The organism is Bacteroidota bacterium, assembly GCA_016714535.1.
Lineage (GTDB): Bacteria > Bacteroidota > Bacteroidia > AKYH767-A > OLB10 > JADKFV01.
Genome location: JADKDR010000002.1, coordinates 345,883 through 372,103, shown reverse-complemented (window position 1 = coordinate 372,103; position 26,221 = coordinate 345,883). Strand labels below are relative to the sequence as shown.

The 26,221-nt window shown below is 39.3% G+C and carries 21 protein-coding genes; 9 read left to right on the top strand and 12 right to left on the bottom strand.

Features of this window, described 5'->3' with window-relative positions; all coding sequences use genetic code 11:
- Positions 1 to 2 precede the first annotated feature (2 nt).
- Positions 3 to 2,576 carry a cation-translocating P-type ATPase gene (locus IPO27_04620; protein ID MBK8845883.1) on the top strand — a complete coding sequence of 858 codons (2,574 nt, stop codon included), beginning with the start codon at positions 3 to 5 and terminating at the stop codon, positions 2,574 to 2,576.
- Complete coding sequence (locus IPO27_04615; protein MBK8845882.1) at positions 2,573 to 3,406, top strand: restriction endonuclease; 834 nt, start codon at positions 2,573 to 2,575, stop codon at positions 3,404 to 3,406. Before IPO27_04620 ends, IPO27_04615 begins: the two co-directional genes overlap by 4 nt.
- 347 nt (positions 3,407 to 3,753) lie before the next feature.
- Here IPO27_04615 and rpmF read toward each other — a convergent pair whose 3' ends face one another.
- The 3 genes from rpmF to IPO27_04600 form a co-directional block, all read right to left on the bottom strand.
- Entirely contained in the window at positions 3,754 to 3,939 is a 186-nt protein-coding gene (gene rpmF / locus IPO27_04610) for a 50S ribosomal protein L32 (GenBank protein MBK8845881.1), read from the bottom strand.
- 22 nt (positions 3,940 to 3,961) lie between these two features.
- Positions 3,962 to 4,477 carry a DUF177 domain-containing protein gene (locus tag IPO27_04605; protein ID MBK8845880.1) on the bottom strand — a complete coding sequence of 172 codons (516 nt, stop codon included), beginning with the start codon at positions 4,475 to 4,477 and terminating at the stop codon, positions 3,962 to 3,964.
- A gap of 81 nt (positions 4,478 to 4,558) precedes the next feature.
- A complete protein-coding gene (locus IPO27_04600) occupies positions 4,559 to 6,109 on the bottom strand; it encodes a peptidase C1 (GenBank protein ID MBK8845879.1) in 1,551 nt (516 codons plus the stop codon).
- A 250-nt stretch (positions 6,110 to 6,359) separates the two neighbouring features.
- On the opposite strand from IPO27_04600, the gene IPO27_04595 reads away from it, so the two are divergent.
- Positions 6,360 to 7,610, top strand: coding sequence for a NupC/NupG family nucleoside CNT transporter (locus tag IPO27_04595; protein MBK8845878.1), 1,251 nt, complete (start codon positions 6,360 to 6,362; stop codon positions 7,608 to 7,610).
- A 161-nt stretch (positions 7,611 to 7,771) separates the two neighbouring features.
- Here IPO27_04595 and IPO27_04590 read toward each other — a convergent pair whose 3' ends face one another.
- From IPO27_04590 to IPO27_04575, 4 genes are all read right to left on the bottom strand, one after another.
- Positions 7,772 to 8,206 carry a hypothetical protein gene (locus IPO27_04590; GenBank protein MBK8845877.1) on the bottom strand — a complete coding sequence of 145 codons (435 nt, stop codon included), beginning with the start codon at positions 8,204 to 8,206 and terminating at the stop codon, positions 7,772 to 7,774.
- A gap of 28 nt (positions 8,207 to 8,234) precedes the next feature.
- Positions 8,235 to 8,495 carry an amidohydrolase family protein gene (locus IPO27_04585; GenBank protein ID MBK8845876.1) on the bottom strand — a complete coding sequence of 87 codons (261 nt, stop codon included), beginning with the start codon at positions 8,493 to 8,495 and terminating at the stop codon, positions 8,235 to 8,237.
- 65 nt (positions 8,496 to 8,560) lie between these two features.
- On the bottom strand, positions 8,561 to 9,556 hold the full coding sequence (locus IPO27_04580; protein MBK8845875.1) for an amidohydrolase: 996 nt from the start codon (positions 9,554 to 9,556) through the stop codon (positions 8,561 to 8,563).
- A gap of 35 nt (positions 9,557 to 9,591) precedes the next feature.
- Positions 9,592 to 12,606 carry an amidohydrolase family protein gene (locus IPO27_04575; GenBank protein ID MBK8845874.1) on the bottom strand — a complete coding sequence of 1,005 codons (3,015 nt, stop codon included), beginning with the start codon at positions 12,604 to 12,606 and terminating at the stop codon, positions 9,592 to 9,594.
- A gap of 45 nt (positions 12,607 to 12,651) precedes the next feature.
- Here IPO27_04575 and IPO27_04570 point away from each other — a divergent pair, with 45 nt between their 5' ends.
- Together IPO27_04570 and IPO27_04565 are read left to right on the top strand one after the other, a co-directional pair.
- Complete coding sequence (locus IPO27_04570; GenBank protein ID MBK8845873.1) at positions 12,652 to 13,281, top strand: hypothetical protein; 630 nt, start codon at positions 12,652 to 12,654, stop codon at positions 13,279 to 13,281.
- Between the two features lie 81 nt (positions 13,282 to 13,362).
- A complete protein-coding gene (locus tag IPO27_04565; GenBank protein MBK8845872.1) occupies positions 13,363 to 15,186 on the top strand; it encodes an LTA synthase family protein in 1,824 nt (607 codons plus the stop codon).
- A 17-nt stretch (positions 15,187 to 15,203) separates the two neighbouring features.
- On the opposite strand, the gene sppA is transcribed toward IPO27_04565, so the two are convergent.
- Positions 15,204 to 16,967, bottom strand: coding sequence for a signal peptide peptidase SppA (gene sppA, locus IPO27_04560; GenBank protein MBK8845871.1), 1,764 nt, complete (start codon positions 16,965 to 16,967; stop codon positions 15,204 to 15,206).
- 184 nt (positions 16,968 to 17,151) lie between these two features.
- Positions 17,152 to 17,667: a gamma carbonic anhydrase family protein gene (locus tag IPO27_04555; GenBank protein ID MBK8845870.1), complete on the bottom strand. Its 516-nt coding sequence runs from the start codon at positions 17,665 to 17,667 to the stop codon at positions 17,152 to 17,154.
- A 116-nt stretch (positions 17,668 to 17,783) separates the two neighbouring features.
- Between IPO27_04555 and IPO27_04550 the strand changes: the two genes are divergently transcribed.
- Complete coding sequence (locus tag IPO27_04550) at positions 17,784 to 18,266, top strand: hypothetical protein (GenBank protein ID MBK8845869.1); 483 nt, start codon at positions 17,784 to 17,786, stop codon at positions 18,264 to 18,266.
- A gap of 1 nt (position 18,267) precedes the next feature.
- Here the strand turns inward: IPO27_04550 and IPO27_04545 are convergent, their stop codons facing one another.
- Together IPO27_04545 and IPO27_04540 are read right to left on the bottom strand one after the other, a co-directional pair.
- Positions 18,268 to 19,566, bottom strand: a complete 1,299-nt coding sequence (locus IPO27_04545; protein MBK8845868.1) for an amino acid permease — start codon at positions 19,564 to 19,566, stop codon at positions 18,268 to 18,270.
- Between the two features lie 6 nt (positions 19,567 to 19,572).
- The gene (locus IPO27_04540) at positions 19,573 to 20,592 is read right to left on the bottom strand and encodes a hypothetical protein (GenBank protein ID MBK8845867.1); all 1,020 of its coding nucleotides are present in this window, start codon (positions 20,590 to 20,592) and stop codon (positions 19,573 to 19,575) included.
- Between the two features lie 123 nt (positions 20,593 to 20,715).
- Here IPO27_04540 and IPO27_04535 point away from each other — a divergent pair, with 123 nt between their 5' ends.
- The 3 genes from IPO27_04535 (at position 20,716) to IPO27_04525 (ending at position 23,813) form a co-directional block, all read left to right on the top strand.
- Positions 20,716 to 21,093 carry a hypothetical protein gene (locus IPO27_04535; protein ID MBK8845866.1) on the top strand — a complete coding sequence of 126 codons (378 nt, stop codon included), beginning with the start codon at positions 20,716 to 20,718 and terminating at the stop codon, positions 21,091 to 21,093.
- A 262-nt stretch (positions 21,094 to 21,355) separates the two neighbouring features.
- The gene (locus IPO27_04530; protein MBK8845865.1) at positions 21,356 to 21,802 is read left to right on the top strand and encodes a hypothetical protein; all 447 of its coding nucleotides are present in this window, start codon (positions 21,356 to 21,358) and stop codon (positions 21,800 to 21,802) included.
- A 109-nt stretch (positions 21,803 to 21,911) separates the two neighbouring features.
- On the top strand, positions 21,912 to 23,813 hold the full coding sequence (locus tag IPO27_04525; GenBank protein MBK8845864.1) for an amidophosphoribosyltransferase: 1,902 nt from the start codon (positions 21,912 to 21,914) through the stop codon (positions 23,811 to 23,813).
- A gap of 92 nt (positions 23,814 to 23,905) precedes the next feature.
- Here the strand turns inward: IPO27_04525 and IPO27_04520 are convergent, their stop codons facing one another.
- Positions 23,906 to 26,203, bottom strand: coding sequence for a SpoIIE family protein phosphatase (locus IPO27_04520; protein ID MBK8845863.1), 2,298 nt, complete (start codon positions 26,201 to 26,203; stop codon positions 23,906 to 23,908).
- Positions 26,204 to 26,221 lie beyond the last annotated feature (18 nt).

Genomic DNA, 26,221 nt, shown 5'->3' with positions numbered 1-26,221 from the left:
AAATGAACTGGCATTTACTTCCTCTTTCCGAAATAGCTAAGTTGTTAAACACAAGCCCGTCAGGTATTAATCATATTGCTGCTTCGCAACGCCTGAATGAATACGGAAAAAATCAGATCACTGATAAAAAAAAGAAAAACGTTTTGCAAATGCTGCTGCATCAGTTAACGGATTTTATGATTCTCGTGCTTATAGCAGCAGCCGTTATATCCGGTATTTTAGGAGATATAACAGATACCGTAATTATTCTTGTCATCATAATTATAAATGCTGTTGTAGGATTTATACAAGAGTATCGGGCCGAAAAAGCAATGGAAGCATTGAAGCAAATGGCAGCCACTACCGCCCGAATTTTGCGCGAGGGAAAAGTTATTGATATTCCCGCCTCAGATTTGGTACCGGGAGATGTAGTATTGCTAGAAGCCGGAAATATTATTCCTGCTGATGTCCGCTTCTTTGAAACACATCAAGTAAAAGTTGATGAATCTGCACTCACAGGTGAATCGCATAATGTTGAAAAGAATTCTGATGAACTTCCTGATGCAGATTATCCGCTTGGCGATAGAAAAAACATGGGTTTCAAAGGCACATTCATTACTAATGGTCGTGCACTTGCTTATGTAGCGGCAACAAGTATGAATACCGAACTAGGGCGTATTGCAAAGCTAATTCAAACCGATGAAACATCAACCCCGTTACAAAAAAGATTAGCTGCTTTTGGGAAACGCTTATCGGTTGTTATACTTATTATATGTACAGTAATATTTATAATAGGTTGGTTGCGTGGCGAAAATATTTTAACCATGTTGCTTACTTCCATTTCGCTTGCTGTAGCAGCCATACCCGAAGCATTGCCTGCATTGGTAACCATTGCCCTTGCATTTGGAGCAAAGCGATTGGTAAATATCAATGCGCTTATCCGCAAACTTCCGGCTGTTGAAACCCTCGGCTCTGTGACGTATATATGCTCCGATAAAACCGGAACATTAACTGTAAATAAAATGACAGTGCAGGATGTTTTTGAAACGGCAAACAACAAAATCAGTACTGCATTTTCAAATGGCAATACTTTATTAAATGCAATGGCATTAAATAATGATGTTTCAAAAGATAAAGACGGAAAATGGTTGGGCGATTCAACAGAAGTTGCCTTAGTGCAATATGCGTTCGATAATAATTTAGAAAGAACTGTTTTAGAAATAAAATTTCCGAGAGTTGCAGAACTTCCATTTGACTCCACAAGGAAATGCATGACTACACTGCACAAAACAGAAACCGGAATAGTTGCAATTACAAAAGGAGCAGTTGATGTTTTGTTCGGAAAATTGAATGACGAACAGAAATCATCTATTCCTGAATTTGAAAACAAAGTAAACACGATGGCAGAAAAGGGTTATCGTGTGTTGGGATATGCGATTAAGCTACTTGCCAAATTGCCCGAAAAAATAAATGCCGATGATATAGAATCCTCATTAACGCTTATTGGTTTTGCGGGAATGATTGACCCCCCAAGAGTGGAAGCAAAACAAGCAGTAGCAGAATGTAAGCAAGCAGGTATAATTCCAGTTATGATTACGGGCGATCATAAACTAACCGCTAAAGCCATTGCAAAACAATTGGGAATAGTTTCTTCGCAGGAAGATATTGTAATGAGCGGAACCGAACTTGCCAAACTAAGCGAAGATAATTTTGAAAAAATTGTTGAACATGTTAAAGTTTATGCTCGGGTAAATCCCGAACAAAAATTAAAAATCATCACTGCCTTACAAAGTAAACATCAATTTGTAGCGATGACAGGTGATGGCGTGAATGATGCGCCTGCTTTAAAGAATGCCGACATCGGTATAGCTATGGGAATAAACGGAACCGAAGTTACTAAAGAAGCTTCGCACATGATTTTGCTGGATGATAATTTCGCTACCATTGTTGTTGCCGTAAAACATGGTCGCAGAATTTTCGACAATATTCTTAAATTCATTAAATACACCATGACGAGTAACAGCGGAGAGATATGGGTAATTTTTCTTGCTCCATTTTTCGGATTGCCTGTCCCCCTTTTAGCCGTTCACATACTTTGGATAAATTTAGTAACCGATGGATTGCCGGGATTAGCTCTTGCATCTGAACCATCGGAAGCAAATATCATGAAACGCCCGCCAAGAAATCCGAAACAAAATATTTTTGCAGGAGGTATGGTAACACACATTTTATGGGTGGGTTTTTTAATGGGTGTAGTAACACTTGTAATGCAGGCATGGGCTATACAAACTGAAAATGCTCACTGGCAAACAATAGCTTTCACTGTTCTTTGTTTCAGTCAGATGGGGCATGTTATGGCAATACGATCAGAAGGAGAATCAATTTTTAAAATAGGTGTGTTTTCAAACAAACCATTACTGGGTGCATTATTACTTACTGTTGCTCTCCAAATGATGATGATTTACACGCCATTCTTCAATGATGTTTTTAGAACCCAACCGCTTACTATTGATGAATTAGGAATAACTATTCTTGTATCAAGCATAGTGTTTTGGGCAGTTGAAATTGAGAAGTGGATTAAAAGGACTAAAAAATGAAAAACAAACTAGTAGTAACAAAAGCTTCCGGTGTAGCCGAACCGTTTTCATTAAAAAAACTAAGAAATTCTTTGGGAAGAGCGAAAGCCACTCCACAAGAAATCAATTCAATTATTAATGAACTTTTACCCAAACTATATCAGGGAATCAGCACCAAAAAAATTTACAGTGAAGCACTCCGCTTACTTCGCCATCAATCGAAGCCTCATGCCGCACGTTACCATTTAAAAAGAGGAATGATGGAGTTGGGGCCTTCCGGCTTTGCCTTTGAAAAATTTATTGGGGAGCTTTTTAAACATCAGGGATATGCGGTTCAAGTAGGAAAAATTTTGGAGGGTAAATGTGTAAAACACGAAATTGACGTAATTGCAGAAAAGGAAAATATCATAATGTTTATGGAATGTAAATACAGGAATCAACCTGGTATGGCTGTGGATATAAAAACCCCGCTTTATATTCAATCAAGATTTGAAGATGTTATAGCTAACGAGTTACTCAAAAACAAGGAGCATAAATTCTTTGGTTGTATTACTACCAATGCAAAGTTTACCAGAGATGCTCTTGATTACGGTCTTTGCAAAGGATTGAATTTACTTAGTTGGGATTACCCACACAACAAAGCGTTAAAAGATATGATTGACAATTCGGGGCTATATCCATTAACTTGCCTCACTTCCCTTACACGTCATGAAAAACAATGGTTGCTTGCAAAAGAATATGTCCTTCTAAGAGACCTTTACGACAATTATGATTTACTTCTCAAAGCAGGGGTGAAAGAATCAAGATTAAAATCAGTGATGGACGAAGTTGCTCAGCTTTGCAGAAAATAAGATGATACTATCACAGAACACTATTCAGTTAGAAATATGTTCAGAATAAAAATATAAACGCTATAAAGCGATTTCAAAAATAGCCGACAAAAGAATGAACAGCAGGGCATTGCAAGCACATTTTATTTTTTGCAACACATAAAGCAACCGCACCAAAAAATAAAAAGAGACTGCAAGCCATTAAACAACCATAGAAAGTAATAGGCAGACACAACCTGGCTGTTGCAGGCAAGGTCACTATTGTGCTTTTTAAATTTTATAGTACACTTCTGATATGGCGAAATAAAAGCCAGAATTTTTTCCATAAAAAAAGGGTGCCATTGGCACCCTTAAGTTTCTTTTTCTTGTTACACTGCGTTTTCCATTACTACTCTTCCTTTGTAGTAAAGTTTACCGTCTAACCAATGTGCACGATGGCGTAAATGAGTTTCGCCTGTCGTTGGGCATACTGATAAAGTAGGAGCTTCCGCCTTATAGTGCGTTCTGCGCTTATCTCTGCGCGACTTGCTGTGTTTGTGTTTTGGATTTGGCATTTTATCTCAGTTTTAATTTCTATTAATTCAAATTTATATTTTTTAGTTTTTTCCAGCGCGGGTCTTCTTGTTGCTCAGTCTCATCGTGATCATTTATGTGCTCCAGTGTTTTCATAAACTCCGGATTGCACTTGCCCTCAGGATGTACAATGCGCATGGGCATAGCTGTGCACACATACTCATACAGTTGTTGGGCAATATTCCAGGTAGTTTGTGTTTGTGGTATTACATACACATCTACATCTTCTTCCTCAACGTGATCTCCCATTTTTAACAATAGCAGGTGCTCACTGTTCAAGTCCATTTCGAAAGGGTCGTTACATCTATCGCAAATTACCTGAGTCGAGCCTGATAATGAAATATCAAACTGTATCATGTGTTTTTGCTTGTTCATTTCCACCTGTGCAGTAAATGATGCATTTTGAACAATGCTCCCTTCAAATATCGCAAAGAACTCTTCGTTTAATTCATAAGTAAAACGGTGCTTACCAAACGCCTTCCCTCCAAAATCTATTTCGTAATGCTTCAACTTATCCATCACCTTCGATTTTTCTTTTTAAAAAAACGGAGTGCAAAAGTAATAATTATATTTATTCAGCCAAATAGGCTTTAGTCCTGATTATTTTTTATCCATTTCTACAATAGCAGCCACAGCATTTTTTCCATTCAGATTACCGGCCATAGAGATTTGCCCACCATTGGCCGAATGCTGCATTGCATCTGCCTTTTGAGTAGCAATAGCCTCATTTACCTTAGCTCCATAAGTGGGTAGTTTGCTGGCATTAATGGCTCCATTAAGCGCCTTATAATCAATGGGCTTTTTAGTTACAACTATGGCAAAAATGTCTTTGTTACCCACTTGATCAGTCTGCAAACTATAATCCTTTGGAAACAGGCGCGTACCGGTTATTCCACAATATGGTGAGTGCTTGGGTGTGTATGGAAAAATGACATAGCTGCTGCCATCAGTTTCCTGACCAAAAACATAGGTATGGCATTCTACCGGGTTAGTAATTTCAATTTTAAATTTTGTCATTTTATCTACCGGCCCTTGTGTTATATACGTATTATCACTTTTTTGAATAAGGGGAATGGCGTTTTTACCATTTGCAACAAGACCAATGGTAGCCTGCAATTTATTCTGATCAAATTGCGGACCCCCACCCATAGGGTACATGGCATAGGCTTCCTGCACAAAATAATCGAAATCTTTATAGCGCACCCACCCCACTCCGTTGTTACCCCACTCTGGCCCCCAACTATTCATAATTTGAAATCCGCCTTCGTTGCCATACTTATAATCGTCATATCCAATTACACACATGGCATGACCTCCAAATCCTTGTTGCTCATAATCGCTGGCCAGGGGCACCCAACGTTCCTGACCTAGCATGGGCTGCATAAAACTCCCTCCAACCAGCATGCCTATTATTATTGGCGAACCTTGACTTAAATATTGTTTTACTGCCAACATATCTACGCGCAAATCATCATCTTTTCGCGATAAGCGCTGATACCCTTTAATGTTGAAACGTGCGCCCTGATTTACTTCGGTTTGATTAGGCATACGACTGCACGACTCTTCGGAATAAGGAAACTGTGACATGGGCAAACTACCAGTTTGCATCATGGCATCCATGGCGCGTTTGATATACGAACCCTGACAATTGGGTAATTTTATTTGATTGTACAAATAAGATGGGCTAAAGGCTTCGTTGCCATTGTTGTTGGTTTGTCGGTTGTACAAAATGCTGCGACCTGCATAAGCACTGCTCCAAGCAACACAACTGCCCTGCGATCCCTGATTGCCTCTTGCAGGCGCAAAGGCAAGTAATGAAGTCTTTTCGGGAAGAGGATTCTTGCTATTATCTGCTAAAGGCTCATATACTTCGGTTTGAGCATAAATTTCCTTATTCATGCTACACCCTGTGCTTAACGCTTGCTGACTCAAATTGCCAAGATTGCCCCCACCAAAGTACCACCATGCTCCCAAACCCAACAGTGCTATGATAAGCAGTTTTGGATTTTTAAATAAAAACATTAAGATCATAGGGAGGAAATTCATAGGTCCGCCTCCTCCACCCCCTCCCGGTTGTGGCCTGTCACCTCCTCCGGGAAAATTATCTTTTACATTATCGTTATCATCATCTTTAACTACTCGTATCGGCATAGTATTTCTTTTTACAATTGTTAATGCGAATTAAATAAGAAATTACGATAGCACATACTTTTTTTATTTAATAATATTTGAGCATTCCGATTTGAAAATCATACAAACTGAAGTTGCCTTCTTTGTAACGGTATCCATATATACTCCGATGCCATTTTTTTAAACTTTGCAAAATGCAAACCTTTTTTTATATCATACCAATATTTATTTTATGTTTGACGGCATAATAAATTCCTAAATCATTATTGTAATGGATAGACTTACAGGATTAATCGGAGTGGTCGTAATTTTAGGCATTGCCTTTTTATTTTCGAACAACCGTAGCAAAATTAACAAGCGATTGGTATTTAGCGGGCTGGGTCTGCAGCTGGTTATTGCGGTTCTCATTTTAAAAGTAGAACCGGTAAAAAACTTTTTTCAATGGCTTGGTCATCTTATAACTTACATAGAGCGTTTTGCAAAAGAGGGCGCCTCTTTTGTTTATGGCGGTCTCATGACAGACAATTTTAAAGGCGGCAGTGTACCCTATCGCAGCGAGGGTACTTTCATTTTCGGGTTTAGTGTATTGTCAACAATTATTCTCGTATGTGTATTGGTAGCAATACTGTATCACTTTGGAGTAATGCAAAAAATAATTGCTGTTATAGCACGTGCTATGAATTTTATTATGCGCGTATCAGGTGCCGAAGCACTTAGCAACGTTGCAAGCGCCTTTGTAGGACAAGTTGAAGCGCAGGTTATGATACGTCCATACCTTGCCACCATGACACAAAGCGAGTTGCTGGCTAGTATGAGCGGCAGCCTTGCATGCATTGCAGGAGGCATACTTGTAGTATATGTAAGTTTTGGTGCCAAAGCGGAGTACTTACTTGCTGCCAGCTTAATGGCTGCACCGGGAGCACTGGTAATCTCGAAAATTGTAATGCCTGAAACCGAAGAAAGTGAGACCATGGGCAAAATTAAGCTGGATGTAAAATCACCTTACCGAAATATGATTGATGCCATTTCGCACGGGGCCAGTGATGGAATGAAAATATCTGTAAACGTAATTGCTATGTTGATTGGCTTTATTGGGTTGATTGCGCTTATTAATTTTATATTGCTAAAAAGTGGAAATTTTATGGGCCTCGAATTTAAACTTTCGCTCGATTGGATATTCGGAAAATTATTTACTCCTATTGCCTGGAGCATGGGTGTGCCTATGCAAGATGTAACTACCGTAGCAACGTTGATGGGGCAAAAGCTAACCATCAATGAGTTTGTTGCTTTTGATAATATGACCCATCAGGGACTTAAGCCGGTAACTGAAAAAGGGTTGCTTATTGCAAGCGTGGCAATATGTGGATTTGCAAATTTCAGCAGTGTGGGTATGCAAATAGGTGGAATTGGTGAGTTGGCACCTTCGCGCAGAGGCGATCTTGCCAGACTTGGCCTTAAAGCATTGCTTTGTGGTACGCTTGCCTCTTATTTATCTGCTACTATTGCAGGCATTTTGGTATAAAAGACAAAACATGTTTTGGCTTTACCATTCATAAAAAATTAAAAAGAATTATTCTCTCATCATGCTTGGTGGCAAAGGACCATTGTAAGTCATGCAAGGGAGGTAATCAATTCCGTGGCATTTGCGTTGTATAACCGTATCAGCTAAAGCCACATTTGTAGTTACGTGTAATGTTGCCAGACCTTTTTTCCACCATTGCTTAAAGCAGGGTTCGTCAGCAACCTTAAGAAACTGGTTATTGAAATTTTTAAATCATACTCCTTGACTTGTGCAGGCATTAAGATTACATAATCTCCTTTAGGAATTCTAAATACATAATTTCCATTTGAATCACATTGGGCGCTATCGGTAATAGCAGCTGTTGAATTTTCTTTTCCCGGTTTAAGGTATACCGTAAACCCTTCAATAACACGCGGTTCTTTTAACTTGGCAAGCATCTCATCGCTGGGGCGGGCACCGCCACAGTAGTCATAGGTAAAAGTCAGGTTTCCCTTTACTTCGTGCAAATACCCTTGGGCACTTTGCGAATTCTTAGGTGTTTGACAACCGATACTAAACATAGAAGTTAGTATGGCAAACAAATTTAGATGAGTCATGATGGTCATTTTATTATTTAAAAAAATCTTATTCAATTTTGATACCATACTTATCGCAATATTTCCGGTACAGTTGTTTTTGAATATTATCTAAATTTATTTCTGCACCTTTAATATAAGCACGTTCAATATTGCTGCTCCGCATATCAAGCACATCACCAGAGCTTATAATCACGTTGGCATCTTTGCCTGCCTCTAGCGACCCTGTACGGTTGTTAATACCAAGCAAGGTAGCAGGTGTTAACGTGATACTCTCTAGTGCGTCTTCTTTACTAAGACCATATGCCACAGCATTTCCTGCTTCGAAGGGCAGATTGCGTTGCTGCCAAAACCCGACATCAGTTATACAAAATTTTACTCCAGCTTTTTCAATATTGCAGGCATTTTAAACCATATATCAATATCCTCATCCTGGCGTGATGGTAATTGCTGGGTACGCGTAATTACAACCGGAATGTTATTTTCCTTAAGCAGGGGAGCTAACCGCCATGCATCATCACCTCCTACCAAAACCATGTTGATTTTATACTCGTTGCAAAAGTTGACAGCCGATGTTATTTGCTTGACATGTTGGGCGTGTACATATAATTTTCTGTTGCCCTTTATTACCTCGCACATGGCTTGCAAATTCAGATTTGGTTCTGCAATTACAGCGGCATTACAATACACCTTTGCATCAATAAAGAGTTTCTTTATATGATCTATTTCCTTGCGCATTTTTTCGCGCTGCTCTTCTTCGGGCGCTGCCCACCAGCCGCGCTGTACGGTCATTTGTGGCCAATACATATGCAATGCGTCATCCTCTTTATATAGGGCGTCTTCCCAATTCCATCCGTCTAGCTTAAATACCGAAGAGGTGCCTGATACCATGCCACCCTGCGGCACTACCTGCGCCAGCAGCACTCCATTGCTGCGTATGGTTGGCGTTACCTTGCTATCTGTATTGTAGGCTATAGCTGAGCGTGCACTTGAATTTAAATCTCCTGTTTCGCTATAATCATTGGTTGCCCTCACCATCTCTATTTCGCTAAGTCCAATATTCGTATTCATGGCGATTAATCCCGGATACACATGCTTTCCCTGAGCCTGTATGATGGTGTCAAATTTTAAATCAGCTATTCGTACGGTAGTTGCATCGTAAACAAATTCAATTAAACTATTTTTAATTCCTATTAAAGAATTTTCTATTACCTGCCCGTTGCCAATATGAGCTGTTGCGTTTGCAATCAAAATACTTTTTGTCTGAGGTGCAGCAGGTGCCGCGCTTTGCGATTTTGCATCTAACATAAGTAGTAGCAACAAGCTACAACTGAAAATATGAAGTGAATATTTTATTGAAATTGATTTCATCGTTATGAATTTTTAAACTGATTAATAAAAAAAATTTAGTGCGGCAATTGCTCTTTATCGTTACAATGATATAAATGGTCTAATTTAAAAGAGGGTGATTGGGTTGCGACACCTTTATTTTTGGCCTCCTGCATTTTCTGTATAAGCCTTGCTCGTTCTGTCACCAGCTCCTTCTCCTTTACTTGATTATCATTGATATCGAAATAGCAAATTCCATCAACAAACGTTTTTACAACCTTGGCATATATGGATAGAGGATTATCTGTCCATACCACCACATCGGCATCTTTACCTTGTTTCAGGCTACCAACTTTGTTGTCGATATGTAATAGTTTAGCAGGATTAAGGGTAACAAATTTCCATGCATCTTCTTCACTTACTTTGCCATACATGATTGCTTTGGCTGCTTCCTGATTAAGCCTGCGTGCCATTTCGGCATCGTCACTATTAAAGGCTACAGTTATTCCTTGCTCATGCAATATTTTTCCATTGTAAGGGATGGCTTCTATTACTTCATATTTATATGCCCACCAATCAGAAAAAGAAGAAGCACCTGCACCATGCTTTTTCATTTTATCAGCCACCTTATAGCCCTCTAGTATATGAGTAAATGTATTCACAGTAAAATCAAAACTATCAGCAACATGCATCAGCATATTAATTTCGCTTTGTACATAAGAGTGACAGGTAATAAATCGCTTGTCACGCAATATTTCTACCAGCGCATCCAATTCCAAATCCTTACGCGGTGCCATTCCTTTAGCACTTGTTGACGAATAATTTTTCCATTGTTGCTCATAAGTAAGCGCACGTGTAAAAGCATTATAGTACGTTTGTTCTACGCCCATGCGCGTTTGCGGATATCGCGATGTTTGAAAATCTCCCCAGTTGCTTTGCTTTACATTTTCGCCAAGAGCAAATTTTATAAACCCATCGGCCCCATCAAACTTTAATTTTTCAGGAGGCATGCCATATCGAAGTTTTATTAACTGTGTTTGCCCACCAACCGGATTGCATGAACCATGCAGAATATGAGAGCAGGTAACACCGCCTGCTAATTGGCGATAGATGTTTACATCTTCGCAATTTATCACATCTCCAATACGCACTTCCGAAGTAACAGATTGCGTGCATTCGTTTACTCCCCCCGTTACAGCTATATGCGAATGCTCATCAATAATACCTGAGGTGATATGCATACCGGTGGCATCCATTACCATAGCATCACCGGCAACGAGATTTTTGCCAACCCCAAGTATTTTACCATTGCCTATGAGAACATCGCAGTTTTGAATAATGCCTTCGTTTTCATTTGTCCATACGGTTGCATTCTTTAGCAATATCTTTTGTTCGCGAGGCAGCGTTTTCCAACCATACGCCATATTAGGGTACCAAATGTCGCCAACCTTAGGCAGCGCTTTGGTGGTGGTATCTTTTGTAACGGTAGGTATATACGCACTATCCAAAGAAGCGCTCCAGCTTACCCACGAGCCATCAGGCATATAACCGGTTCCATTAAATCTCTTTGTCTGACTATTATAACTTCCTGTAAGTTTTACGTTTCCTTTAGCACTTGTTCTGCGGCTGTCAAAGTTTATGACTACCTGATCATTACTAAATTGAAGGCCAGCCTTAATTTTAGAAGTATCTTCTACGATGGTTGTTACGGGCGCCTCTGCATCGCCACTTAATTTTAACTGCCAGGGCTGCTGACGGTCTATTATCAAACTGTAATTACCACGCACATCAGGCAAGTTTATCTGCTTCAAAATAAACCGCTTGCCATTGCACCAGTTTTCATAAACAATACATTCCTTATCAAAAATATTTTTTCCGGTTATTATAAAATTAGCAAGCATGCCCTTTCTTAAGGCGCCCACCATTTTATCAATGCTAAGCAACGTAGCCGGTTGGTAAGTAAGCGCTTTGAGGGCTGCCTTTTCGCTTAATCCATACTCAACTGCTTTGCGAATATTTTTCAAAAAATCTTTCTTCTCCTTAAGGCCATCAGCAGTAAAGCAAAAAGATATTTCATTTTGTTCGAGCATAGCCGCATTTGCTGGAGCAAGCTCCCAATGCTTCAGGTCGCCTAATGATACGTTGATCGCATCCCATGGGTCGCTTACATCATAAGCTTCGGGGTAGTTTACAGGGACTATATACGTTGCTCCAGAATTTTTAACGCTTTGTAAATCACTATACTCATCTCCATTACCCTTGATAATAAACTGGAAGTTAAACTCATCGCCCACCTTATCAGCTCGCAAGGCATCTTGCCAATCGCTTGTTTCAATTATCTGGGGCAAGGTTGTGTTGGTGATAAATTCTTCGAGCGAAATATTTTTCTCAGTCGGGTTGGTTTCCTTATACCATCGTGCATCATAAAATGTTTGACGCAACAAAGCAATTGCGCCCATGCGCGAATCGCGATAATCCTGCGAACTTGAGCCTTTGTTAAATGAGTAATAGGCAGCTATTTTATTTCTAAGCAATGATCGATTCTCGCTTTCACTACTAAGTAAAATTGCCGCCCCTGTGCCGCGAACTATACCATCCTTATTAAAACTTGCTACCGTACCAAAACCATTGCTGCGTAAGGCTTCTGCTCGCTTATGGTCGTGAGCGAAATGCATATATGCATGTATCTCGGGCCTTACAGCTTGATTCCATCCATATGCGCCTTTGGTATTAGATAAAAACTGAGGGCCTCTGCGGTTATCATTTTGCCTGGTTTTTAATTCAGGAATTCCATAATCTGAACAAATTTCGATAAAAGATGGATAGATGGTTTTGCCCTGTAAATCAATAACATACGCGCCCTTTGGGATTGGCAAATTCACTCCAACCTCATCTATGGCATTGTTTTTGGTTACCATAGTTCCCGCCTCAATTATTGTTTGATAATCGATAAAAATTCTGGCATTGACAAATGCGTATGTGGTGTTACGCTCGTCATTAATGCCATTGTAAGGAAACGTTGACTGACCTTGCATTTTACTAACCATAAGATGCACTAAAATTATTAAGAGGCTACGTTTTTTTCGAAACATAAGGATACTGATTAAATTATTTTTTTTATTTAATAGACGTTTACTATGGAACAAAATCCAAAACAGGGAAGCAATATGGTAGTTATGATTGAGAAATCAAACAGCGAGCCTGCTTTTAGTTATATTTTAAAAATTCCCAAAGCCGCAGGAGTTACAGATTATATCAAACGTGAGTTGATGAAAAAACTCCCTGCTGACTTTGAAGAACTTTTGGACACTTTATTTGAAATGCAGCGCACATCCACAGGTTTTAACCCTGCCGTGCTATCTAAAGCAAGATTTAAACGCATGAAAGCAGCCGACTGCCGCCACGCTTTAATGCAAATTGACAGTATGCTTAAAGATGTTTTTGGCTCCGAAGAGTATGCTCTTTTGTTTGGTGTCAATTACAGTTACTTTAATATTATCAATCTGCAAAATGAACTAAACAGCGCAAAGGATAGCAAGGACATTTTCAACTTTACTACGATAAAATTGAAACTAAAAAACATGTTGCTTGAACGAAATGAGTATGAGTTATTATTATGGTTACATAAAGTATCGATAGATTACTATAGCCGCAACAACGAAGACGAGATGGCTCAGGCCGCGCTTAACGACTACATTCAATGCTTTGCTGCACTAAAAGACAAACTGAATTTAAAGCTTACCATTGATCGAACAAAATTCAAATAAATTGCTTTTAACTAAATAATACGACAGACAACCGCGTGGTTGTCTTTTTTTTGAGAATTTTGCAGCTCATATTTTTTTTGAGTGAAAACAATAGCTGCATGTATAAAATGGTTACCAGTAAAATTATTTTTGTTCTGGCTGCTTTTTTTCGCTTTTTATCGCTTTAGTTTTATTTGTGTCAATTACCCTCAAATTATTGAATCAGGTTATGCTCATGCTGCCTATGCCTATGTGGCCGGGCTCCCTCTTGATCTATCTGCAATTGGTTATTTACTATGCTTTGGATTTCTGATTCAACTAATAGCCAATCTATTGTCAAGACCTTTAACCAATCTATTAATTATTCCTTATGCATTCATTTTAGCGCTATGCTCCATAATTTGTTTTGGTAACTTTTTATTGTATCCTCACTGGCACACCTTACTGGGTTATCGCGCGGTGTTGTTTCTTGGCAATCCGGCCGAGGTTGCCAGTTTTGTATCGGTACCGTTATTAGTAGTTAGCATCTTACTATTTGTGATGTTTTATGGTGGCTGGTTTATTATTTTAAGAAATTTCGTTTCACGAAGCATCATTTTATTTAACAATAAAAAAATATCTATTCCCTTTTTTATCACGGTGCCCCTTTTGTTGTTTTTAATGATACGCGGTGGGCTGCAGGTAATACCCATTAACGAAAGTGCTGCCGTCTACTCACCCGTACAGATTAATAATCACAGTGCAATTAATCCAGCCTGGTATTTTATTCGCAGCATGCTCAATGGTGTTTCAAAAAAAAACTCGTTTCACTTTTTCACGGATGAAGAAGCTGCAAATTATTTGAAGCCAATCTATCTTGCAACTGACAGTACGACAAAAATTATTACGCAAACCAAACCCAACATTGTGGTTATATTATTAGAAAGCTGGACTGCCGATTTGAGCTCGCATACCAATAACAAAGCAAGTTCAATTCCCTTTTTTGATTCGATTGCAAATCATGGAATTTTGTTTAGCAATGCTTACTCTAGCGGGTTTCGAACCGATCAGGGGTTAACTTCCGTTTATAGCGGATGGCCTGCACTACCCGACAGGTCAATCATATTTGAGCCCGATAAAGCAGAACGATTACCATCCTTGTTTACTACCTTAAGCAAAAATGGATACGCGTCTTCGTTTGTGTATGGTGGCGAAATTGATTTTGCAAACATGAAAAATTATTTGCTTTCTCACGGGGCAAAAAAAATAATTGACCGTAGCGATTATGAATCAACCGAGTTAACTACCAAATGGGGTGCGCACGATGAATTCATATTTAATAAACAGGCTGCATTACTCTCAACTGAACCACAGCCCTTCTTCAATTCGGTGCTTACCCTTAGCACGCATGAGCCCTTTGACGTGCCCGGTGCAGACAAGGCAGGTGCGACAACCCATGAAAACTTTAAAGAAGCAGCGCGGTATACGGATAAATGCCTTCGCAACTATTTCGAAAAAATTAAACATGCGTCCTGGTTTGATAACACATTATTTATTCTGGTAGCCGACCATGGTCATGAATTACCCGAAAATCGCGACATGAATTATCCCGAATCGCATCGCATTTGTTGTCTCTTTTATGGAAACGTTATTAGTGAACGCTACCGCGGCATGAAGATTAAAAAAGTAATTGCTCAACACGATTTAGCAACTACATTGCTAAATCAACTCAACATTAATTCGGAAACATATACATGGAGCCGGGATGTATTCAGTAGCTCATACGTCCCCTTTGCTTATTACTCGAATGAAAACTCAGTTGGCACTATTACTAATAAAAAAGCTGATGTGTTTTTCTTTAATCAACCAAATCCAAATGGAACAAGCGACACCATTGGCAAAGCCATGGTGCAGTTACTTTACAAAGATTATATGAATCTTAAATAGACTGCTTTATGGCTAAGTTAATCTAATTTCAACTCAAATGGTAATCGAGCTTGCACACCTTGCAGTGTCATAAGTTTTTTTAACGACTGATAGTAAGAAGCATTTTCTCCAAGTTCCGCTTTAATAATTGATTTGCGAACATCTTCGCTACCATCTTGAAGTAACTCCATAAACGGATCTTTTTGTATTGGCAATTCAGAAATACGATATTCACTAAGCTTAGCTAATGATGCCGCCTCTTTTATCGCATCCTGTATACCACCAAAGGCATCAATTAATTTTAATTGGAGGGCATCTTCACCACTCCATACGCGACCTTGTCCAAGGCTATCAACATCAGCCTGTATAATATGGCGACCATCAGCCACACGGCTTGTAAAGGTTTCATAAACTTCTTCTACACTGCGTTGCACTTTATTACGTTCGGCCGCTGTTAGTGGACGAGCAATGCTTCCAATATCACTATAGTCGCTGGTTTTGTAAGTATCAGTAGTTACTCCCAATTTTTCTTCCATAAGTTTTTGCGCGTTAAACATCACACCAAACACACCAATACTGCCGGTAATAGTACTTTGATGTGCATAAATCTTGTTGGCAGCACAACTGATATAATAACCACCTGAAGCAGCAAAATCGCCCATGCTAACAACAACAGGTTTCACCTTTCGGGTCAATTCGATTTCGCGCCAAATAACATCACTTGCAAGGGCACTACCACCGGGGCTATTCACTCTAAATACAACTGCCTTTACTTTTTCATCAGTTCGCGCTTTGCGCAAAGTTTCGGCAAGAGTTTCACTGCCAATACTTTCATCATTTCCTTTGCCACTGTTAATATCGCCATTTGCAAAAACTAACGCAATTTTGTTTGCTGAATATTTTACATTCTTCTCAGGAGTGTTAGCATAACGCTCCATCGATATAAATTTGGGCTGGTCGGTGGCATTCGATTTTTTCTTCAACAATGCTAACACTTCATCTTCATATATAGTCTTGGTTACAAGTCCATACTTTACAGCATCAGCTGGTGTTTCAATAGCAAGGCTATCAGCAAGCATTTCAAATTCTTCGTAAGTCTTGCCCCTGCTTTTTGCAATCTGACTGCTCGAGTTTCGCCACAGGTCATCTATCAATGCCTTCATTTGGGCACGGTTTTCATCGCTCATTTTCTCGGCAATAAGGGGCTCAATGGCACTCTTGAATTTTCCGTGTCTGATAATCTGAGGCTCAACACCTATCTTTTCGAACATGTTTTTAAAAAACAGTAGTTGTGCTCCCATCCCTTTCCATTCCATTCCACCTTCGGGATGCAGGTAAATTTCATCAGCTACCGATGCAAGGTAGTAGCCCTTTTGCGAATAAAATTCGCTGTAGGCAACCACAAATTTTTTCGACTTCTTAAACTCAACTAACGCATTCCTTATTTCTTCGAGGCTAGCCATGCCAGCCGATACATCACTTACGTTAATATATAATCCGGATATGTTTTCGTCAGCGCCAGATTTATTAATCAGCTTGACTATATCATACAATCCGGGCTGAGGATTTGATTTAATTTCTCCGCTCATCCAATTTTTAAATGGGTTACTTGGTGTGCGCTCGGTTACTGGTTCAGCAAGCGTAATTTTAAGTATTGACTTTTCCTTGAGTTCAACCGTCTTTTTATTAGAAGTGCTTGATACAATGCCTGCAAGTATTGCAATAAAGATAAAAAACAAAACAATGGAGCCTATTATAAAGCCCAGCATTGATGCAAAGAAGAATTTAAAAAACTGTTTCATATTTATTTTGGTGTTATTATTTTATGTTCTGTTTAGCTCTATTTAGGTTAACCGTTTATGTTTGCTAAAGCAAACGGTTCTTGTATCGGTTCTTGATACGCATACTATTTTTTTTACCTGCTAATGTTTATAAATAATTTATCGAACTTGCGACAAAAATATTTTCATAGCAGTACAAAAACTTTTATTCTTTAAACCACTCCTTGTACATCGTATAATTATTTGCAATACGCATATTGATGTCTTTAAAATGTTCCGGAGACAATTGCTTAATTTTTTTTGCAGGTACCCCAGCATAGATACATCCTGACTCTACCACCATACGCTCGGTAACCACGGCCCCTGCTGCAACTATGGAATTTTCTTCGACCACCGCATGATCCATTACAATAGCTCCCATACCAATCAATGCGTTGTCCTTGACCGTGCACCCGTGCACAATAGCGCAATGTCCTATAGATACGTTATTGCCAATTACAGTGGCTGCCTTTTGATACGTACAGTGAATAACGGCACCATCCTGCACGTTCACCTTATTGCCCATGGTAATGCTATGCACATCTCCCCGTACTACTGCATTAAACCAAAAACTGCACTCATCGCCACAAACCACTTCTCCTACTATGGTTGCGTTCTCAGCTACGTAACAGTCCTTTCCCATCACCGGGGTTTTTCCATTTATCGTTTTTATCACAGGCATTTGATACAGTTATTAGATTATGTTACGTTATTTAAAGTGTAGAGAATAAATTTAACAAAAGAGTGACAGACTCAGGCAGCAAAAGTATGCAGATAATATTAAATTTGCAGTCAATTATGATAAAGAATCAAAAAGCAGGTCTTATTCTGGTTGTAATCATTCTAAGTAGCGCCTTGTTCTTTGTTGCATGCAACAAAGATGGTGACCTTAGCCCCATTCCTCAAATTGAAGTTATGGGGGTTGCAATAGAAAATAATGGCTTTAAAGATACCGCTGCCACAGTTACTATATACTTTGCCGATGGCGATGGTGATTTGGGTGTGTTTGATGATGGCACACAAAAAGAAAACAACTTTATTATCAGTTGCTTTGAAAAGAAAAACGATGTGTGGAATTTTTTGATAGACCTAAGTGCACCATTCCCCACAATTACACCAACCGGAAGCAACAAATCAATTGATGGCACCATTGACTATCTGATGCCTCTTCCACCTAATGTTTCGAATGATACCTTACGCTATGAGTTATATATCATAGACCGTGCAGGGAATGAGAGCAATAAAGTAACCACTAATGAAATTGTAGTAAGCACACTATAATTTACGCAGGTTTCTTTTTTTTCATAACAAAATAAAAAGCTATACCCACAGCTAACAGAACCAATCCGGCTACAGCATTTTGCCAGCGCTCGGTAAGTGTATAAAACAACATGAAGCATGAACAAGCAATAAACAATACGGGCACAAGCGAATTTGCAAATGTTGTTGGTTTGGTCTTCAGATATTTTTTTCTTAAAATAAAAACTCCTGCAGCAGTAAGCGATAAAAACATAAAATCAACAAACACTACATAGGAAATAATATCTGAAAAAGTTTTCCAAAAAAGCAAAATGACAACCGCAATTGCTGCTTGCAGTAAGATGGCATTTACAGGAGCATGTGTACGCGGATGTATGCGTGCAATGCTTTGAAAAAACAATCCATCGTTGGCCATGGCATAATAAATTCGGGGCGAGGATAAAGTATAAATAGAGATGGTGCCAAACACGCTACCCGCAATTAATATGGTGGCTAACAGAGCGCCTAAGTCTGTTATTTTTAAAATAGAATCGCTTGCCACCGAGGTGCTTTGCAAGAACTCTTTCATCGGAAGTAAATTCATGTAGGCGATATTAATGAGCACATAACAAAAGCAGACAATGGCGGTGCCAATAATAAGCGCAAGAGGTAAATTGCGGTTTGCGTTCTTAACTTCATCTCCTACAAAGGATGCATGCTGAAATCCACCATAACTAAACATAGCCCCTATTAAAGCGAGCCCAAAGGCTGCAGGCAAACCATGTAGGTGAGTGTCCGGTTCCATTTGAAAAGAAAAATGAAACTCGCTGCCATAGCATACACCTACCGTTATAATAGCAAGTATGCCCATCACTTTGAGCGAAGTAATAACCGTTGCAAATCCACTTGATATTTGCACCCCTAAGCAATTAATTACTGACAATAGTATTACAGCACTTGCCGCTAATGGAATTTTAAAGGAATCATTCAGGGAAAATAAATTGCAGAAATAATCGGCAAAAACGAGGCTAAGTGCAGCCAACGAACCTGTGGTTACAATAACAAGATAGGCCCAACCAAAAAGAAATGCCGGCAGATCACCATACGCTTTGCGCAAAAAAACATAGATACCTCCGCTTCCCGGAAAATTGGCTCCCAACTCGGCAAAGGTAAGAGCCCCGGTTAAAGCCATAAAACCTCCTACCAGCCATACAATAATCACGAGGCCTTGAGATGGAAGCAGCAGCGCAACCTCTGCCGGGGTCCTGAAAATACCAGAACCAATGCAAGATCCCACTGCAACCATGATAAGTCCATAAAGTCCAATTCGCTTTTTTAGCATAAATTTTTATTCAATAGTAATTCTGATTATTTGTCCATTTTTTCCAGCTGCAAACAAAATGTTCTCCGTTGGGCTTGCATATATAATGTTTAGGTTATCCTTAGCAACCTTTTTCCATGTCTTACCTTGATTGCTTGAGAGATAAATGCCAGGCATGCAAGCAGCAAACAGCAGGTTCTTTCTTTTTAGTAAACACATGGATGAGATAAAAGGAATATCCGTCTTGATATTTTGCCAGGTTAGGCCCCTGCTATAACTTACCGCCAAACGATTGCAATTGGTATCCGGTTTATCGTAATCGCCACCCGCTGCAAAAAGGGTGTCGCCCGATTTTACCTTTGTAAATGCTCCTTGCATGGGTGTTCCTGAAATAAGTGGCAAAGGTGTAACAGTGACTGTATATGTTTTAAAATTACAAGTATAATAATTTGAACATGCTCCTCCGCTTACAAATGAAAGCACCGAATCTTGATAGTGCATGCACGAATTGCTTGCGGCAAAAAAAGCTTCGCCTGTCTCTATCTGATACAAAAAGTCTTTAGAAACATCGGTCCAGTTATCGCCACCATTATCTGTTTTTAAAATAACGGGCAATGCATTAATGGGATCGCCAAGAGCAATTCCATTCAATGAGTCATCAAAGGCAATGGCATCAATAAAAATTTCGGGCCGCATATCACTATGTACCACCTTCCATGATCGCCCGGCATCCATTGTTTTGCAAATTGCAGCAGGGCTTCCGGCATTAGCAATGATAACCGTATTCCTATCAATCACTTCAATTGAGCGATAGTCAGGCAATTCCGAATTGATGCGCAAACTATCGATGTACCAGCTTGCTCCGCAATCTTCTGAATAAGCAAACACCCCTTTGTTACCACAAATCCACAGTGTAGAATCATTCAACACCTGCATTCCGCGTATGCTTGTATTTACTGGGATGGAAACTGTATCAACCCGGATTTTTTGGGCAATAAGAATAGACAGGTTAGCAAATAGCAGAATGATACTTATGTTTAGCTTCATAAGGATTGCGACTTTTAGGATGCGATGCCAATGTAGGTAAAGAATAGCAATGGTCAGAAATTAATCAAATATTTGCAGTGTCATATCAAAACTGCTTAAATCATATTTTTAATAATTAAGACGATGAACAATATTCGCTCCTATTTCGATGCAGAAAAAAATGAGTCCTTGTTATTTATTGCCGCAGGCCTTTTAGCTTTAGGTTGCAGTGTTTATTTTATAGGGTGGATGAAAAAGCCCTTTTACTATGGAATGTCTGCGCCTTTACTGCTGGTAGCATGCATACAAATTGTGGTTGGCACAACTGTATATGTGCGCAGCCCAAAAGACATTGAACGGGTTAACAGCTATATTACGAATGACCTAAGTGCCATTAAAAAAATTGAAATACCGCGCATGCAATCGGTGATGAAAAGTTTTGTTTGGTACCGATGGATTGAAATAGCTTTAATAATAACCGGCATAGTTTGTTTTGTGTTTTTAAAAAAACGGAATGGATAACAGGTATCGGGTTAGGACTTATCATACAAGCATCTCTCATGTTGCTATTAGATTATTTTGCTGAAAGCAGAGGAAACACGTACCTCCATTTTCTTAACTCGAAGTAAACATCGAAGGATAATTGTGGGTATGGTTCAACATAAAAAGCCAACATGCTTTTTAGCCAATCAATTGTTATTTCATTAAATAGTCATTATAACTGGGTAACATTACAGCCATTTAAGAGTCTTAGAAATATTATCGTTTAAAATAAAACATACGTATGAAAAAATTGATTTTAATGGGCGCAATGGCTATTACCTTAAATGTAATACAAGCGCAAGAGTACAAAGTAATTACCACGGTAGAGTCTATTGTGCCGGGAGGTATGGGAAGGTCTCGCATTATAGACAATACCGAACCAGCCGTAGATTATAAAAGGTTTACAACCGTGCGCAACGAAGGCAAAGACAGCGATCAAGGCAAAGTAGACCGTGGCGATGCCAAAATTGACAATATGGAAGAAACCAAGTTGCTTAATTTTTACAGCATGGTAGGTATTAACTTTCAAAACATTGCCAGCAACGATGCAATTATATCAAGCAAACTTACCGAAATGGCCAAGCAAGGATGGGAGTTGCTTTATGTAACAAGTGGTGTAGAAAGCGATGCAGGCGATAAGGATGGAAAGGGAATATTCATTACACGGTATGTGTTCAGAAAAAAATAATTGCTGAGATAAAAAAATTTAACGCGCTGCCATGCAGCGCGTTTTTTTTGGCATACTATCCACACAGACTGCTGTATTATTTATTACTTTTGCAAGCTACAATCACACAATGAGCGATAGTATAAAACACGAATGTGGAATAGCGCTTATCCGGCTGCTAAAACCACTAAGTTACTACAAGGCAAAATACGGCACATCATTTTATGGCCAAAAAAAATTGTACCTCCTGATGGAAAAGCAACACAATCGCGGTCAGGATGGTGCGGGTGTTGTAAACATTAGTCTGAATGTGCCCGCAGGAGTGGATTATATTAACCGTCAGCGCAGCAATGCCAAGCAACCCTTGCCCGATATTTTCGAAAAAATTAATGAACCCCTAAATCAGTTGACAGCATCGCAACGCCACCATATTGATGATGTAGATTGGTTACAAAATAACATCCCCTTTACAGGCGAATTGTGGCTGGGGCACCTACGCTACGGCACGTTTGGAAAAAATTCGATTAATAATTGTCATCCATTTATCCGTCAAAACAGCTGGAAATCGCGAACACTAGCCTTAGCCGGAAATTTCAACATGACCAATGTGGATGAAATGATACAACAATTGGTATCGTTGGGACAGCACCCGCGCGAGCAGGCAGATACGGTAACTGTTCTTGAAAATATTGGACATTTTTTGGATGAAGAAGTGGAACTACTCTTCAAGCGCTTTAAACAAGAAGAATACTCGAATGAAGAAATATCGGAACTAATAGCAAACAACCTTGACCTGCAACGTGTACTTAAGCGCGCAAGTAAATACTGGGATGGTGGCTATACCCTTTGCGGACTTGTGGGTCATGGCGATGCATTTGTGCTGCGTGACCCAAGTGGTATAAGGCCTGCTTATTATTATCATGATGATGAAGTGGTGGTAGTTGCTAGCGAGCGCCCTGCTATGCTTACTGCTTTTAATATGGCCTTTGAAGATATTCGTGAACTGCAACCTGGTTATGCTCTTATCATTAAAAAAAATGGACGCGTTTCTGAGCAAATATGCCGCGAACCTCTGGAGCGCCAATCCTGTTCGTTTGAGCGTATTTATTTTTCGCGTGGTAGCGATCCTGCCATCTATAACGAACGCAAAGAACTTGGCCGCAGGCTTTGTCCAAGTATTCTGGAATCGATAAATTATGATTTGCGTAATTCTGTTTTCTCTTTTATTCCCAATACAGCCGAAGTTGCCTTTTATGGTATGATAAAAGGTATGGAAGATTATCTTGCAGCTGTAAAGGTGCGCAAAATAAAAGCCCTGCCCGACTTAAACGATACCGAAAAAATCAAAGACATTATCAGCATCAGGCCTCGCATCGAAAAAATTGCTATTAAAGATGTGAAAATGCGGACGTTTATTACAGATGACGCACATCGTGATGATATGGTAGCCCATGTATATGATGTAACTTATGGTGCAGTAGCAAAAGGGGTAGACAATCTGGTAGTGATAGATGATAGCATTGTAAGAGGCACCACATTAAAGAAAAGTATTCTTCGTATATTATCACGGTTACAACCAAAGAAAATTGTTGTTGTAAGCAGTGCCCCGCAAATCCGCTACCCCGATTGCTATGGCATTGATATGGCCAAGCTGGGCGATTTTATTGCCTTCAATGCTGCTATTAGTTTACTTGAAGAAAATAATCTGGAACACATTATGGATGAAGTGTTGCAATTGTGCATGCAACAAATGACTAAACCGAAAGAGGAAATGGTAAATTATGTGAAGATAATTTACGAACCATTTACCGAAGCACAACTAAGTCGTAAAATAGCGCAATTGCTTACACCCAAAGAGGTTAACTGCGAGGTAGAAATTATTTATCAAAGTGTTGACGACCTCCATCAATCTATTCCTAACAACACGGGCGACTGGTATTTTACCGGCAACTATCCTACTCCGGGTGGGAATAAAGTGGTGTGCAAAGCCTTTATCAACTACATGCAGGGAACCAACGAGAGAGCTTATTGATTTTTTTTAAAAAAATTGTCAGGCGTTTTTTCTCTTTGCACCTACGGCATATCTATTTGCGCGATACCTATGCAATACCTAAATCATGGGCATTACACAATCTTAATTCCAACTATAAGCACATCATCAACCTGCTCATGGTTACCCTTCCAATCTTTAAATTTATGATGTAAATAGGATTGTTGTTCCATTACCGGTAACACAGATATTTCAACAAGAATTTCTTTAAGTTTTCGCGTCATTAATTTCTTGCCGCGTTCGCCACCAAACTGATCAGCATAGCCATCACTAAACAGGTAAATCATATCACCTGTATGAAGATCACATTCGTGCAGTGTAAATGTTTTATGCCCGGCTACATGCATACCACCAATGGGTACTTTGTTGGCTGGTAAAACCATTAGTTCGCCATTGCGAACTAGTAATAATGGGCGGTTGGCACCGGCAAATTCCATTTTCAAATTTTGCATGTCGAATGTACATAGGGCCACATCCATACCTTCGTGACTTTCGGTTTCGCGCTGCTTAAGTGCATTCACTACTCCTTCATTCATCAGATTCAATATTTGCGCAGGGTTGGATATTCTTTTTTCACTCACTATTTGATTGAATAGCGAACTGCCAATCATACTCATAAATGCTCCTGCCACACCGTGACCGGTGCAATCAGCCATTGCTATAATAATTTTATTTTCACAAATTGCGAATTCATAAAAATCGCCACTCACAATATCCTTAGGTAAATAAAAAATAAATGATTGCGGCAGACTCTGTTGTATGGTTTTCAAATCGGGAAGTATGGCAGATTGTATATGCTTTGCATATACCAGACTTTCAGTGATTTCACGATTTTTATTTTCGATAACATTTTTTTGCAATATTACTTCTTGTGTTCGCTGTTCTACCATAACCTCCAAATTGGCTTTCTGGTTTTCCAGAATATGTTTTTTCTCTTGCTCCTGAGCAAGAGCGCGGGCCGATAAATCGGTAATTTCATTGAGCTGCCTTTTTAATTGCCGGCTAATTAAGGCAAAGTCGCGTGCCAGGTATAGGGTCATAGCAAATGGCAAACCCAGTAGGATGCAAACCGGAATAATGCGGCCTGCGGTAAGATGTACGGGTATGCCAAAAATTGTTATTACATCCGGCAAAAACGAAATGATTATACCTGCAAGCGGAGCCAGCAAAATAGTAAAAGCAAAAATAAATGCTCCTTCTTTTCGCTTTCGAATGGCGTTAATAATTACTCTGAAAATTTCTATATAAGCAATAAGCGCTCCGATGGTATATGCCAGAAATAGAAACTGGTAGTAAAAAAAAATAGAAATCATACCCCCAACAAATATGATTGCCACTACATAGAGCACTTTCAAAAACCGGCCATAAAAAATAGTATGCAATAGAGCAACCTGCGGCACAACAAGCAGTGGCATCATTAAAGCAACTATATACAAGAAGGTATGTATGGTATCAAGATCATCATGATTCATGCAATAGTATATATAGTAGGTAAACAAGAAAACACTAAAACAATATATACTGTAATATAGATTAGCAATTTTCTCCCGATAAAAAACATACATTATCAGATGGATAAATGCGAGTGTTGCAAATAAGGTGAAGATAAAAAGTGCAATTTCCTGAGCTGAAAAATCAGCGAGGTCGCTTACGGCCTCACTTGCCTCTTCGGTTACAAATCGCATATTCATTCCAAGGTTAATACCCAACTTGTTTAATCGCTTTGCATTAAATGATGAATAACGTACCGCTAAAAGGTGTTCTTTTTTGCCATTAAAACTCAGGATGATTGGCTTGGCATTAAAACTTGCAACTGCTTTTTCTTCTTTTTTGTTGCGACCAACTTTTCCATTGGTAAGTATTTTTTTTCCGTCAAAAAAAAACTCTCCGGCAGTACCAAACTGATAAACGGTAAGCGCAATAGGACGCCATGCAACGGCACTATCCACAATAATATGAATTCGTATCCAGCAAATACTATCCCTTCGCAGGAAGCGATGTTGCTTTTTGGTTAATTCATCCCAGCCAGTATCGTCATAGTTAATATTTGCAAATTGATAATTGTCTTCGACTTTAATTTTCCATATCCCTGAAAAATCAATAAGGTCAGGCTCATCTTCCTCTTCTTTTTCACCTTCTTCACTTTCATCGTCACCATTCTCCGCTTTTGAATCATGCTTCGCTTTCTTAATTTTGGTTGGATTACTATGATTTGTATCACCTAAAGACGAAGAGTCTGTCTCGCTGTTGCTGTATTTCACATTGAAAGAGGAGGTGCTATCACTTATATCAGATTGGCCTAATGTCATCCAATGCGCAGTACAGCCTAATATGAGGCACACTATAAACCACAGTACGATTTGCCTTTTCACCGAAGGAATCTTTAATAT

Bases quoted from the DNA above. Each gene is read 5' to 3' on its own strand.
- IPO27_04620 (MBK8845883.1), top strand. From the start codon at position 3: ATGAACTGGCATTTACTTCCTCTTTCCGAAATAGCTAAGTTGTTAAAC.
- IPO27_04615 (MBK8845882.1), top strand. From the start codon at position 2,573: ATGAAAAACAAACTAGTAGTAACAAAAGCTTCCGGTGTAGCCGAACCG.
- rpmF (MBK8845881.1), bottom strand. From the start codon at position 3,939: ATGCCAAATCCAAAACACAAACACAGCAAGTCGCGCAGAGATAAGCGC.
- IPO27_04605 (MBK8845880.1), bottom strand. From the start codon at position 4,477: ATGGATAAGTTGAAGCATTACGAAATAGATTTTGGAGGGAAGGCGTTT.
- IPO27_04600 (MBK8845879.1), bottom strand. From the start codon at position 6,109: ATGCCGATACGAGTAGTTAAAGATGATGATAACGATAATGTAAAAGAT.
- IPO27_04595 (MBK8845878.1), top strand. From the start codon at position 6,360: ATGGATAGACTTACAGGATTAATCGGAGTGGTCGTAATTTTAGGCATT.
- IPO27_04590 (MBK8845877.1), bottom strand. From the start codon at position 8,206: ATGACTCATCTAAATTTGTTTGCCATACTAACTTCTATGTTTAGTATC.
- IPO27_04580 (MBK8845875.1), bottom strand. From the start codon at position 9,556: ATGAAATCAATTTCAATAAAATATTCACTTCATATTTTCAGTTGTAGC.
- IPO27_04575 (MBK8845874.1), bottom strand. From the start codon at position 12,606: ATGTTTCGAAAAAAACGTAGCCTCTTAATAATTTTAGTGCATCTTATG.
- IPO27_04570 (MBK8845873.1), top strand. From the start codon at position 12,652: ATGGAACAAAATCCAAAACAGGGAAGCAATATGGTAGTTATGATTGAG.
- sppA (MBK8845871.1), bottom strand. From the start codon at position 16,967: ATGAAACAGTTTTTTAAATTCTTCTTTGCATCAATGCTGGGCTTTATA.
- IPO27_04555 (MBK8845870.1), bottom strand. From the start codon at position 17,667: ATGCCTGTGATAAAAACGATAAATGGAAAAACCCCGGTGATGGGAAAG.
- IPO27_04550 (MBK8845869.1), top strand. From the start codon at position 17,784: ATGATAAAGAATCAAAAAGCAGGTCTTATTCTGGTTGTAATCATTCTA.
- IPO27_04545 (MBK8845868.1), bottom strand. From the start codon at position 19,566: ATGCTAAAAAAGCGAATTGGACTTTATGGACTTATCATGGTTGCAGTG.
- IPO27_04540 (MBK8845867.1), bottom strand. From the start codon at position 20,592: ATGAAGCTAAACATAAGTATCATTCTGCTATTTGCTAACCTGTCTATT.
- IPO27_04535 (MBK8845866.1), top strand. From the start codon at position 20,716: ATGAACAATATTCGCTCCTATTTCGATGCAGAAAAAAATGAGTCCTTG.
- IPO27_04530 (MBK8845865.1), top strand. From the start codon at position 21,356: ATGAAAAAATTGATTTTAATGGGCGCAATGGCTATTACCTTAAATGTA.
- IPO27_04525 (MBK8845864.1), top strand. From the start codon at position 21,912: ATGAGCGATAGTATAAAACACGAATGTGGAATAGCGCTTATCCGGCTG.